This window comes from Gracilibacillus xinjiangensis (assembly GCF_042651765.1).
GTDB classification, from domain to species: Bacteria; Bacillota; Bacilli; order Bacillales; family Amphibacillaceae; genus Gracilibacillus; species Gracilibacillus xinjiangensis.
In genome coordinates, this window is record NZ_JBHSDT010000008.1 from 759,452 (window position 1) to 772,570 (window position 13,119).

Annotated in this window: 14 protein-coding genes; 11 read left to right on the plus strand and 3 right to left on the minus strand. The window is 35.0% G+C overall.

The genetic code is table 11. The features are described 5' to 3' along the window. Positions 1–37: 37 nt before the first annotated feature. The 6 genes from vrrA (at position 38) to ACFOY7_RS15190 (ending at position 3,989) form a co-directional block, all read left to right on the plus strand. Positions 38–538, plus strand: coding sequence for a VrrA/YqfQ family protein (gene vrrA / locus ACFOY7_RS15165; protein WP_390253035.1), 501 nt, complete (start codon positions 38–40; stop codon positions 536–538). Between the two features lie 87 nt (positions 539–625). Continuing rightward, a complete protein-coding gene (gene msrA / locus ACFOY7_RS15170; RefSeq protein ID WP_390253037.1) occupies positions 626–1,588 on the plus strand; it encodes a peptide-methionine (S)-S-oxide reductase MsrA in 963 nt (320 codons plus the stop codon). Between the two features lie 64 nt (positions 1,589–1,652). Continuing rightward, the gene (locus tag ACFOY7_RS15175) at positions 1,653–2,690 is read left to right on the plus strand and encodes an AbrB family transcriptional regulator (protein ID WP_390253038.1); all 1,038 of its coding nucleotides are present in this window, start codon (positions 1,653–1,655) and stop codon (positions 2,688–2,690) included. Between the two features lie 80 nt (positions 2,691–2,770). Beyond that, the gene (locus ACFOY7_RS15180; protein WP_390253040.1) at positions 2,771–2,974 is read left to right on the plus strand and encodes a DUF6501 family protein; all 204 of its coding nucleotides are present in this window, start codon (positions 2,771–2,773) and stop codon (positions 2,972–2,974) included. Positions 2,975–3,065: 91 nt separating this feature from the next. Next, complete coding sequence (locus ACFOY7_RS15185) at positions 3,066–3,614, plus strand: histidine phosphatase family protein (protein WP_390253041.1); 549 nt, start codon at positions 3,066–3,068, stop codon at positions 3,612–3,614. Positions 3,615–3,749: 135 nt separating this feature from the next. Further along, positions 3,750–3,989, plus strand: coding sequence for an indolepyruvate ferredoxin oxidoreductase subunit alpha (locus tag ACFOY7_RS15190; RefSeq protein ID WP_390253043.1), 240 nt, complete (start codon positions 3,750–3,752; stop codon positions 3,987–3,989). 42 nt (positions 3,990–4,031) lie between these two features. Here ACFOY7_RS15190 and ACFOY7_RS15195 read toward each other — a convergent pair whose 3' ends face one another. Next, complete coding sequence (locus tag ACFOY7_RS15195) at positions 4,032–4,307, minus strand: acylphosphatase (RefSeq protein ID WP_390253045.1); 276 nt, start codon at positions 4,305–4,307, stop codon at positions 4,032–4,034. Positions 4,308–4,473: 166 nt separating this feature from the next. On the opposite strand from ACFOY7_RS15195, the gene ACFOY7_RS15200 reads away from it, so the two are divergent. After that, a complete protein-coding gene (locus tag ACFOY7_RS15200) occupies positions 4,474–6,072 on the plus strand; it encodes an FAD-dependent oxidoreductase (RefSeq protein WP_390253048.1) in 1,599 nt (532 codons plus the stop codon). Between the two features lie 176 nt (positions 6,073–6,248). On the opposite strand, the gene ACFOY7_RS15205 is transcribed toward ACFOY7_RS15200, so the two are convergent. Beyond that, positions 6,249–6,572 carry a hypothetical protein gene (locus ACFOY7_RS15205; RefSeq protein WP_390253050.1) on the minus strand — a complete coding sequence of 108 codons (324 nt, stop codon included), beginning with the start codon at positions 6,570–6,572 and terminating at the stop codon, positions 6,249–6,251. Positions 6,573–6,714: 142 nt separating this feature from the next. Further along, entirely contained in the window at positions 6,715–7,185 is a 471-nt protein-coding gene (locus ACFOY7_RS15210; protein ID WP_390253052.1) for a serine hydrolase domain-containing protein, read from the minus strand. 309 nt (positions 7,186–7,494) lie between these two features. Between ACFOY7_RS15210 and glgB the strand changes: the two genes are divergently transcribed. From glgB to ACFOY7_RS15230, 4 genes are read left to right on the plus strand one after another with little or no spacing between them, the layout of a single operon-like run. After that, positions 7,495–9,411: a 1,4-alpha-glucan branching protein GlgB gene (gene glgB / locus ACFOY7_RS15215; protein ID WP_390253054.1), complete on the plus strand. Its 1,917-nt coding sequence runs from the start codon at positions 7,495–7,497 to the stop codon at positions 9,409–9,411. After that, positions 9,408–10,565 carry a glucose-1-phosphate adenylyltransferase gene (locus ACFOY7_RS15220; protein WP_390253056.1) on the plus strand — a complete coding sequence of 386 codons (1,158 nt, stop codon included), beginning with the start codon at positions 9,408–9,410 and terminating at the stop codon, positions 10,563–10,565. The genes glgB and ACFOY7_RS15220 overlap by 4 nt, the downstream gene beginning before the upstream one ends. Continuing rightward, complete coding sequence (gene glgD / locus ACFOY7_RS15225; RefSeq protein WP_390253058.1) at positions 10,562–11,677, plus strand: glucose-1-phosphate adenylyltransferase subunit GlgD; 1,116 nt, start codon at positions 10,562–10,564, stop codon at positions 11,675–11,677. Before ACFOY7_RS15220 ends, glgD begins: the two co-directional genes overlap by 4 nt. Continuing rightward, positions 11,674–13,107 (plus strand): glycogen synthase, encoded by a 1,434-nt coding sequence (locus ACFOY7_RS15230; protein WP_390253060.1) that lies wholly within the window; start codon positions 11,674–11,676, stop codon positions 13,105–13,107. Before glgD ends, ACFOY7_RS15230 begins: the two co-directional genes overlap by 4 nt. Positions 13,108–13,119 lie beyond the last annotated feature (12 nt).

Below are 13,119 nucleotides of genomic sequence, written 5' to 3' on the forward strand. Positions count from 1 at the left end.
TGCTACTTATAGATGATGATAAAGGGGATGGATTAAGATGAATATGTTTCGACCTCCAAATCAGCCACCAAATATGTTTCAGCAGCCACCGATGCAGCATGGGAACTTTATGCATATGATGCCGCAACGTGGAGGCATGCCACAACAATCTTTTAATCAAAACGGGATCCAAGGGTTATTACAAAGGTTTCTGCCTGGGAATGCGGCAACGAACAGCGCTGGTCTTGGTTCAAGTTCCGGTGGGTCTGGTTTAATGGGGACCTTAAATAATGTCCAACAAGTTCTAAAAGTAGCACAACAAGCAACACCTTTAATTAAAGAATATGGTCCAATGATAAAAAATGCACCAAAACTTATTAATATGATGAAAGCAATAAATGAGATAAATAAGGAAGATGGTCAGGAAATCTCTGATAGCCCGGAATCTCTAGAAAATATTAAAGCGGATGATGAACCGATAGATTTGGATTGGGAAGATCAAGATTATGATATAGCGGTGAAAAAATCAGCAGAGTCCCGCCCAAAACTTTTTATTTAAATCACGAACATGCACAAAGCAGTCCACTTGCTTTTTTTAAGAATCAGTCGCACAATAAAAGTACTAGGAATTTTAGGAGGGTAATTGATGGGTGATCAACCAATTGAAAAAGCTGTATTTGCAGGTGGCTGTTTTTGGTGCATGGTGGAACCATTTGATGAACAGCCTGGTATAATTAATATTGTTTCAGGATATACAGGTGGAGATAAACCAAATCCAACCTATGAAGAGGTTTGTACAAATACGACGGGACACCGCGAAGCAGTCGAAATTACTTTTAATCCAGACATTTTCCCCTATGAAAATTTACTGAAATTGTTCTGGCAACAAATCGATCCGACTGATCCTGGCGGGCAGTTCAATGATAGAGGGGAATCGTACAAGACGGCAATTTATTATACAACTGAAGAACAAAAGAAATTAGCGGAAGCATCGAAACAAAGGTTAGCCGATAGCGGGAAATTTGATCAACCAATTGTGACAGATATACTGCCAGCTAAACCATTTTACGCAGCAGAAGAAAAGCATCAAGATTATTACAAAAAGCAGCGCTTCCATTATCAACTGTATAAAAAAGGGTCTGGAAGAGCCGATTTTATCAAAAATCATTGGAAGAAGCAGTACACAAAAGATGAGTTAAAACAAAAGCTAACTCCTATTCAGTATCATGTCACACAAGAAAATGGGACAGAACGCCCCTTTATGAATGAGTATTGGGACAACAATAAACAAGGAATCTATGTTGATATTGTGAGCGGGGAACCACTTTTTTCAACAACTGATCAATATGATGCAGGATGTGGCTGGCCAAGCTTTACTAAACCATTAAATAGACAAAGATTGAAAGAGAATTTAGACACTTCTCACGGAATGAGAAGGATTGAAGTTCGTAGTGATGCGGCTGATTCACATTTAGGCCACATTTTTGATGATGGTCCCATCGACAAAGGTGGTATGCGTTATTGCATAAATTCAGCTGCCCTTCGGTTTATACCAAAAGAAAAGTTGTCTGAGGAAGGATTAGAACAATATTTACCTTTGTTTGAATAATTATAAAGTAAAAGAACTTGTTGACTCAAGTTCTTTTACTTTATATTAAAGAGGCGTGAATCTAATGAAAGCGGGAATATTACAATACATAAAAATGTACGGTATTGCTCTTTTATGTACGGCAGTTTTTATTTTATTAAGTCTTCCACTCCCTTGGATCTTAGGTCCTCTAATTGCTGTCTTTTTACTAAAACAATGGGATAAGACAAATTTTCACCTGGACAAGGAAATTCGTCATGTCAGTTTTGCTATTACAGGTGTGCAGATCGGTGCTACATTTACAGCAGCCACCATCGAACAAGTAATACCATATTTTCTTCCTTTTTTGCTATTTACAGTAGGGTTAATTATCTTATCAATTTTGAGCGGAGTATTGTTTGCTAAAATAACAAAAATAGGAAAACCTACCAGTGTTCTTGGCAGTGTACCTGGAGGGTTATCAGTTATGGTAGCAATGAGTGATTCTTTGAAAGCAAATACGGGTTTAGTGGCTATTTTCCATACGATTCGGTTAATTAGTGTTTTGTTTATCATACCTATCATTGCTACATTATTATTTTCGGAGTCTGTATCTAATTATAATGTCCAAGTGGGAACAGAAGAGAATGCACCTGTTTGGACAGTTATTATTTATGGTTTCATTTATCTAATTGCACACCTGTTTCGCTATAAAATTCCTGCTTCACATGTGCTTGTACCAATGATTATTATCGCAATTTTTAAGATCAATGGATTTTCAATCATTCCTTTACATGCTTCTTTATTTCATTTTGCTCAAATTTCAATTGGTATTCACTTAGGCTTATCAATAAATTGGAATGATATGAAAAAAGCGGGTAAATATACATTATTATATTTTACTTTAACAAGTATGGTTATCTTTCTTTCAGTCTTATTTGGCTATCTTTTCGCTGAAATGTCAGGATTAACCTTTGCTACAGGTATGCTGAGCATGGCACCAGGAGGTTTAGTAGAAATGGCCATTACTGCCCATGAAGTTAACGCAAACCCGGCAATTGTAGGTTCATTGCAATTAATTAGAATGCTGCTAATCATTTTGATTTTACCTTTTATTCTAAAGAAAATATGGAATAAACAATAATATTATTATGTAAACTAAGGATTGCTTGTATTATACTTGATTAATGGTATGATATTACTAGAGAAAGGAAGGTAATTATCATGATACACAAAACTTGGGAAAATCATAAAACAACAAAAAAAATAGAATGTATTCATACGAATGCAAAAAAATATAAGGTAAACTCTGTCCTGACAGTTGGGGATATTTATGAAGTCAAAAATGAAACAGACGAGTTTTACTTTATAAAAGATAATACAAACCGGATGGCTGGATTTAGAAAAGAATATTTTAAAGTGATCTGATGTTTAACTCTAAAATATTGTGGGAAGTATAAAGGTTAGGTACATGTTACCAGATTGAGCTTTTTAAGATACACCTTAGGAGCTGATATTTATGAAAAGGATATTATTAATTCGTCACTGTCATGCTATCGGTCAACATAAAGACTCTCCCTTAACTAAAGAAGGGAATGAGCAGGCATATGAATTGGCCAGAATAATAATGCAATTAAGTTTCCCTATCGATCGGATAATTTCAAGTCCATATTTAAGAGCAAAAGAGACAATTAAACCCCTTGCTAATGAGTTTGAACTTGGAATTGAAGTTGATGATAGGTTAAAAGAGCGTACATTAAGTGATGAACCGATCGATGATTGGTTTGAAATTCTAGAAGAATCTTTTCATAACTATCAATTCAAACTACCTGGTGGTGAATCCTCGAAGGAAGCATTTAATAGAGCAAATGAAGTTTTAACTGACTGCTTAAATAATGATCACTATGAAACAACAATTATTGTCACGCACGGGAATTTATTAGCATTAATGCTGCAAAAGTTTCAGGTGGATTTTGGTTTTCATGGTTGGAAAACTTTAACGAATCCTGATGTATTTTTAATACAGCGTGTTGGTGGCGAATATATTATAGAAAGAATTTGGAAATAATCTGCCTGAACGAAAGTTTAAAAATCAGTTGAAAATATGGATAATTAAGCTATAATGGTATTCGAGCTTTTTAATATATGATAGAATGTATACGTATATACATAGTAAGAAATATGACTAAAGGAGGGGACAGTCTTGGCATTTGTAATTACTTCACCATGTAAAGAAGAGAAAGCAGGCGAATGCGTAGAAGTTTGCCCTGTAGATTGTATAGAAGAAGGTAAAGATATGTTTTACATCGATCCAGATATTTGCATAGATTGTGGTGCATGTGAAGCAGTTTGTCCGGTAGAAGCAATCTATATGGAAGATGAAGTACCTGATAATGAGCATGAATATATTGCGTTAAACCGTAAATTCTTCGAAGATAATTAATGAGAAAAGCCCCTGTATTGAAAAGTACAGGGGCTTTTCTCATTAATACTTAATTTCAAACTTGTTAAATACCTCAAAATCTTTTCTTTCCTCTAATTTTACATTTCTAACTTTAGCAAACATAGAAGGACCTTTCTTGATTTTGGCAAGGAAATCCTCCATTTCTTCTTCTTTACCTTGTGCAATTATTTCTACAGAGCCATTTTCAAGATTTTTAACCCAACCAACAATATTATTTTCTATTGCTGTACTTTGTGTGAAGGAACGAAAGCCTACACCTTGGACTCTGCCCTCAACGATTGCATGAATATTTTTCATTATATCACCTCTATGAAACCATCTTATCATTTGTCTTGTTATGGAGCAAAAGCTCTACTGATAGGAATAATCGAGCAATTCTTGTTTCTTAGAAAATACCCGTGATTGCTGAATACAAAACAATCATCATTATACAAATATATTTGGGATATGTTGATAGAGCGAAATGATGGAAAAACGAAAATATATTGCGATATATTTTTCGAAATTGGTCAAGCTATCTATAGATGGCGAAAGAAAGGAAGATATGATGGGTGTTAAAAGAATTCCTTTATGGAAAGAAAATTCAAAAATTAAAGATTTTCCCCAATTGAAGAATAATGAAAAGACAGATGTTGTAGTAGTAGGTGCAGGATTAACAGGGGTAACGACTGCCTATTTATTAGCAACAAATGGTGTAAAGGTGATCTTAGTTGACAGAGAAGAAATAGGGCATGGTACTACAGGCCATACCACTGCAAAAATCACTGCACAACATGGAATGATCTATAACGAATTCATTTCTCATTTTGGCAAAGAACAGGCCCTTTTATATTTTCAAAGCCAAGTCGATGCAATGACACGAATGGAGAAAATAATAAAAGACCTCGCTATTGAATGTCATTTTGAAAAACAAGATGCTTACTTGTTTACAAACGATGAAAAGAATCAGAGGAAATTAGAATCTGAATTTGAAGCATATCAGACATTAGATATTGATGGTGAAGGGTTGTTAGAATTACCTATTAACTTTCCGATGAAATATGCCTTAAAGATGAGAGACCAGGCACAGTTTCACCCAATGTATTATTTGAAAGCACTAGTTGATGAAATTATTAAACATGGGGGAAAAATATATGAGAAAACACCCATATATGACATTGACAGTACAGATCATCGTGTTGTTCGTGCGCTAAATCAAAATACTATTGTTTGTGATCATGTTGTCATTGCAACACACTTTCCATTTTACGAAGGAGAGGCATTATACAGTGCAAGAATGTACCCATCAAGGTCTTATGTGGCTGGGTTTTCATCAGATGTTAAATATCCTGGAGGAATGTATTTAAGTGTAGATAATCCCACACGATCTCTAAGGTCTATTATTCATAATGAACAAGAAATCTGGTTACTTGGCGGAGAAGACCATAAAACAGGTCAATATCAAAACAACACCATGCCATATTCTTTATTAAAAGATTTTGGAGAAGCGAATTTCAGTGTGAAGGAATGGCAATATGAATGGTCAGCACAAGACTATATTACATTAGATAAGTTACCGTACATAGGGAGGTTAAATAAGAACCGCCCTGAAATATTTGTAGCAACAGGTTATCGTAAATGGGGAATGACAAATAGTATGGTTGCAGCAAACATAATATCAGGACTGATATTACAGAAAGATAATCCATATATTGATTTATATCGTTCAAACAGATTCCATGCAGATCCTGATTTAAAGCAATTTATCAGTACGAATACGAATGTAGCAAAAGAATTTGTGACAGGTAAAATTGTTTCGGAGAAGCAGGATATGAAACAGTTAAAGACAAATTCAGCAACTAAAGTAAAGCATCACGGACAAACGATTGGGTTATTCAAGGATATGCAAGGAAAAGTCCATGCAGTTGATACAACTTGTACGCATCTGGGGTGTGAAGTGAATTGGAACAACACTGAAAAAACGTGGGATTGTCCATGTCATGGATCCAGATTTGAGTATAATGGCGATGTCGTTGAAGGTCCAGCAATCGAACCACTCAATAAAATCGATTTTTCAAATTAATTTCATCTCACTATCACAAGTATACTTAATTAATGAGATAGTGATGATTTAATTTGATTAACTTCCTATAATATATATTATGTAAACTAGATATAATTTTAATAAAGAAAGGAGATTCCCTATTAAATTTGTTCAATAATTAAAAAAGTGTGTACAGACTTTTTTAAATTTTTCATCTACCCTTCCAATAGATAGTCCTTAAAGTATTGTGAAGGTCTTGTTGCATCATCTTTAATACTACTTGTGAAAACCGTTACTAATTGATAGTCAGGTGCGACAATAATATACTGTCCTTCATGTCCCATTGCCCAAAAAATCCTACCTACTTGATTGTCGGATGTTATAGTCCACCAATGATAAGCGTATGAAGTAATATCGTCAAAATTGAACTTGGGACTTGTAGATTCCTCAATCCAATGATATGGTACGATTTGTTTGGATTTCCATACTCCATTTTTTAAATTTAGCGTACCGATTTTTAACATATCAACTGTTTTCATTGTTAATCCGAATCCACCAATGGCTGGCTATACCTTGAGCATCACGGTTCCACTTATAATCTGTTATTCCTAGAGGCGTAAATAAATACTTTTTAGCGAAGACTTCTGTATTTAATCCAGTAGTCTTTTGTAAGATTGCACTTTATAATTGTGAAGAACCGCAACTGTAGACCATTTCTTTTCCAGGTGGGTTTCCAATGTCCTGCTGCAGTACAACATTGACCCAATTTTTGCTGGGTATCATACCATTATTACCCTGCCAGTGTAATCCTGATGTCATTGTCAGCAGATGCTTAATTGTAATTCTCTCATGTTCTTTATCTTTATTAAATTCCGGAAAGTAATGGATTATTGGAGTGTTAACATTTTCGATAAAACCTTTGTCAATAGCAATTCCAATCAGTGCGGATAAGACGCTTTTTGTAACAGAATATATTTTATGTTGTTTTTCTTTCATTTTTTTGTTTCGATAATATTCAAAAAGCACGGTATCATTCTTCTGTACAAGGACACTATCAATTTTATCTTTTTTTATAATTTTTTCAAAATCGGTTAAAGATTTCATTCTCTTCGTATCCCCCATATGTATTATTCCAATAGCCTGTATTCTCATCTGATTTCTTCCAAGCAATAACAATTGTAAAAATACACCTCCTCCACCCCACTCCATTCCAATCTTTACATTATACACCCCTTGGAGATGTCTGTTGCAATTGAGATGGGAAATGAATCTTCTACTTTTCCATTTGAATACACCCCCCTTTTAAATTTTATGATAGGTTCTTTATGCTTGCAATGAATATATTAGGTTAAATAATTTGTAATGGAAACGCTATTATTTAAAACGATGGTTATATTGTAATGTAAAGCGCTCATATAATAGTAACAGCTCTGGCAAAAGGTAATATGGAAAGGGGATCGCATGTTAACAATACCAACTAACCAAGATATATATTTATTTCATCAAGGTACTAATTACTTTTGTTATCAATTTTTAGGGTGCCATCAGTATGAGCATAACGGAAAGCAAGGATTTCGTTTTGTTGTATGGGCGCCTAATGCAGCATCAGTAAGTCTAGCCGGGGATTTTAATCACTGGACTGGAGAAGATTACCCTTTAGATCGGATCAATAACGAGGGATTATGGCAAGGATTCTTTACAAATTTAGATGTGAATCAAAGCTATAAGTACCTTATCCTGACACAAGATGGTCAATCTTTATTGAAAGCTGATCCCTTTGCGGTTCAAATGGAGTTACGTCCACATACAGCATCAATAACACCCTCCTCCTCTAGCTATCAATGGAATGATGTTAATTGGCAAAATAATAAGGTCAATTTATCATCCTATCATTCTGCTATATCCATTTATGAAATACACTTCGGATCATGGAAGTTAAAAGAAGACGGATCCTATTACACGTACAGAGAAATGGCTAATGTGCTGATTCCATATGTTAAAAAGTTAGGTTTCACTCATATTGAATTGCTGCCGATTGCTGAACACCCATATGATTTATCATGGGGTTATCAAGTTACTGGTTATTTTGCTCCAACAAGCAGGTACGGAAATCCCGATGATCTAAGATATTTTATTGATCAATGCCATCAATCTAATATAGGTGTGCTCTTAGATTGGGTGCCAGGCCACTTTTGCAAAGATTCACATGGTTTGCGTCAATTTGATGGGACAGCGATTTATGAATACAGTGATCCAAATAAGGCAGAAAAGCAAACTTGGGGTACTCTAACATTTGACTTTGGACGTCCAGAAGTTCAAAGTTTTCTTATTTCTAATGCACTATATTGGCTGGAAGAATTCCATTTTGATGGTTTACGTGTTGATGCTGTTGCAAGTATGACAGATTTGAATTTTGATCGGCCTGGTCATCTTAAAAAGCTCAGCAATGGATTAGGTACAGGGGAAAATCTTGAGGCAATTGCTTTCCTGAAAAAACTGAACGAAGTTATTTTCAGGTATTATCCATCAACACTTATGATAGCAGAAGATAGCTCTGAAATGGCTTTTGTTACCCGTCCAACTACTGCTGGAGGGATTGGATTTAATTATAAATGGAATATGGGCTGGATGAATGATTTATTAGAATATATGTCTTATGATCCTGTCTATCGAAAATGGCATCATCATTTAGTGACATTTTCTATGATGTACCACTATAGTGAAAATTTTGTTCTTCCATTATCCCATGACGAGGTTGTTCATGGTAAGAAATCTTTGCTTGATAAAATGCCAGGTGATCAGTGGCAGCAATTTGCTAATTTACGATTATTATACGGGTATATGTTCTGTCATCCAGGTAAAAAACTTGTGTTCATGGGTGGAGAATTCGGCCAATATATTGAATGGCGTGAACAATACGAATTGGATTGGTTCTTACTAGAATACCCTTTACATTGTCAGATGCAAGTATACATGCAAACATTGTTACATTTTTATCGGGAAAATCCATCTCTTTACCAATTAGATTATGATCCGTGCGGGTTTGAATGGATTGATGCTGACAATTGTGATCAAAGTATTTATATATTTCAACGGAAGGCTAAACAACCCAATCAATTAAGTATTGTAATTTGTCATTTTACACCAAATGTTTACGAAGAATTTAAGATTGGTGTACCGGTTCCTGGAATTTATAAAGAGGTATTTAATTCAGATGATATCAATTATGGCGGGTCAGGCCAAACTAATCGTAAGAATTTGTTTACTATTAATGAGGAATGGCACCAACAAAAACAGCATATCCGTGTAAAAATACCTCCACTCGCCATTAGTATTTATCAATTGGTGAAGGAATTTGTGAAGGAGGAAACAAATTGAAAAAAGAATGTGTCACAATGCTATTAGCAGGAGGAATTGGTAAACGGCTTGGTCAATTGACGAAGAATATTGCAAAACCTGCCGTTCCCTTTGGTGGAAGGTATCGAATCATTGACTTCACACTTAGTAATTGTATTCAATCCAACATGCATACAGTCGGTGTCCTCACACAATATCAACCATTAGCTTTAAATAAACATATTGGTGTAGGTAAACCGTGGGACCTTGATCGTATGGAAGATGGACTTACAATACTCTCCCCTTTCACAGAACATGATGGGGGTAACTGGTATGAAGGGACTGCGGATGCTGTAACGAAAAACATACATTTCATTGAACAATATGATCCTGAATATGTCTTGATTTTATCAGGTGATCATATCTATCACATGGATTACAATGAGCTGTTAAATCATCATAAATCGGTTAATGCAGATGTTACTATTTCTGTAATTGAAGTTCCATGGGAAGAAACCTCGCGATTTGGCATTATCCATATGGATGATAATTATCAAATCACCAATTTTGAAGAAAAACCTAATGATGCGAAAAGTAATTTAGCCTCAATGGGAATATATATTTTTAAATGGAATGTCTTAAAAGAATGCCTGCAGCTGGATCGAAACAATCCATATTCAAATAAGGATTTCGGCAAGGATATCTTACCATATATGTTACTCAAACGAAAAAAAATGTGTGCCTATCCATTTAGTGGATATTGGAAGGATGTCGGTACGATTCAAAGTTATTGGGATGCACACATGGATTTATTAGAAAACCAACTTCTTTTACAACTAAATCGGAAAAATTGGATCACATATTCCCATGATAACAACTTTGCCCCACAACTTATTACAAGCACCGGTTCGGTTTATCAATCACTAATTAATAATGGTTGTATTGTATCAGGGCTAGTTGAATCTTCTGTATTATTTGAAAATGTTCATATTGGTAAACATTCTAATGTAAAAAACTCTATTCTACATCCAGGTGTACGTGTAGGTCATCATGTAACATTAGACAGAGTCATTATTCAAGAAGATGCAATCGTACCAGATTATACGAATATCTCTGTGCCATTATCTGAAGAGCCAATCGTTTTATCTAATGAATACTTCCCAGAAATACAAAAAGTAGGTGGAATGAACCGATGAATAAAGTTATGGGGATTATTAATTTAGCTGGTGAAAAAGATTCCTTAGCAGAACTAACGAAAGAACGCTGCTTAGCTGCAGTCCCTTTTGCTGCCAGATATCGATTAATTGACTTTTCCTTAACCAATATGGTTCGATCACATATTAATGAGATAGCTATTTTCGCTCGAAATAATTATCGTTCATTATTAACACATGTTGGATCAGGAGCCGATTGGGAACTTAACAAGCGACATGGTGGTTTATATGTACTCCCTCCATATTGGAAAGAAAAAGACACTCTAGGTGATGTGGATTATTTTTTGCATAATTGGGATTACATTGAACGCAGTCAAGCAGATCACATCTTAATTAGTGGCAGTTCCTTTATCGCTAATACAGATTATCATAAATTAATAGAACAACATATCGAACAAGATGCCGATATAACATTATTATCAACGTATGCCCCTTCTGCCGCCCATTCTGAAATACAAAGATTGGCCATCCAAGTACATGATAAATTTGTTTCAAATATTGCTGTTAATATATCAGACGCTCCCATTTTTACTGGTGTTTATATTATTAAAAAATCCTGTTTAAATCATCTGGTTCATTATCGCAGTTCTGATGAAAGGTCAAACCATCTGATTGAAATGATATGCGATAACCTGAAAACACTAAAGGTTTGTACATTCGCACACAGAGAATATGGCAGTTTCATTACTTCCTTAGAAGAATACTTTCGTGAAAATATAAGGTTGCTGGACCCCCAACATTACTTAAAGCTATTCCAACAAGGAAAGAATGTTTCTACCAAAATAAGTAATTACAGACCGACAAAATATGAAAGCACAGCAAATGTTAAGCAGTCAATAATCAGTACTGGATGCCGCATCGCCGGAAATGTAGAAAGAAGTATGCTCTCTAGAGCAGTGACAGTGAAAGAAGGCTCTACAATTAAAAATTCAATCATTTTAGACCATTGTACGATAGAGTCAGGTGCATATATTGAAAATGCGATAATTGATAAATATACCGTTTTAACTGAAAAGGACTTAATCATTGGTAAGATAGACAAACCACATATAATAGGGAAACTAAACCAAGTTAGCATGGTGACTGAATCATGAAAAAGAGAATTTTATTTATTGCATCAGAGGGCACACCTTTTGTAAAAACAGGCGGTTTAGCTGATGTTATAGGCGCACTGCCTAATGTACTGAACGATGTAGATGATCTGGAAACACGTGTAATTATGCCTTTGTATCAATCTCTTTACCCTTATTGGCATAGTCAAATGAAAAAAATAGCTTCATTTGATGTATCTGTCGGCTGGCGAAAACAACAAACTGCTTTATATCAGATCACCTATCAACGAGTGACTTATTATTTTATCGAGAACGAGTATTATTTCTCCAGAGATGATGTTTATGGGTATGAAGATGATGGAGAACGTTTTGTGTATTTTTGTGAAGCAGTGATCTCCTCTCTGCCCTATTTGGATTTTGAACCAAATATCCTTCATGCACATGATTGGCAAGCGGCTTTAACCATATTATTAAGTAAGGTATATTCTTGTACACCAAAAATGAAATCTGTTCTTACTATTCATAATTTAAAATATCAAGGAATCATGTTACGTGATTCCTTTCATGACTTGTTTCACCTGGATGATGAGCATATCGGTGGAATGGAGTGGCAAGGATTAATTAATTGCTTGAAGGCAGGTATCTATCATGCAGACAAAGTTACCACAGTGAGTCCGTCGTATGCGGAAGAAATTAAGAGCCCTTATTACGGGGAAGGTTTACACCAATGTATACAAGATCGAAGTGAAGACCTTGTCGGCATATTAAATGGGATTGATACCAAAAGTTATCATCCACGAACAGACAGAGCGATTCGCTTTCATTATCAATTCTCTTCTTCAAGGAAAAGGTTAAATAAATTATATATTCAACATAAATTTTCCATGGAAATTGATCCCGATAAACCGATGTATGTGATGATTACACGTTTCGTTGAGCAGAAGGGTTTACACTTAATTGAAGCAATACTTGATCAGTTTTTAACGGAAGAAGATGTTCAATTTATCATTTTAGGAACAGGTGAATCCCATTTTGAAGATTATTTTCATCAAATAGAACAACGATTCAAAGGAAAGATGATTGCATATTTAAAATTTGATGAGAAGCTTGCAAGACAATTATATGCTGCCGGGGATTTTTTTGTCATGCCATCTAAATTTGAACCATGTGGGTTAGCTCAATTAATCGCACTGCAATACAATACTGTACCAATAGTTAGAGAGACTGGCGGGTTAAAAGACACCGTAATTCCATATAATGAATATGAAAAGTCAGGGAATGGATTCAGCTTTACCAATTACAACGCTCATGATCTCTTAGCTGTTTTACGCTATACCCTGAACATTTTCCATGACCAGGATAAATGGTATGCCCTCTTTCGCAATGTAAGAAAATCCTCATTCAGTTGGGAAGAATCAAGAGATCAGTATGTGAAACTTTATGAACAAGTACTAGCATCATCCAGTACCTAGTCCATCATGGGA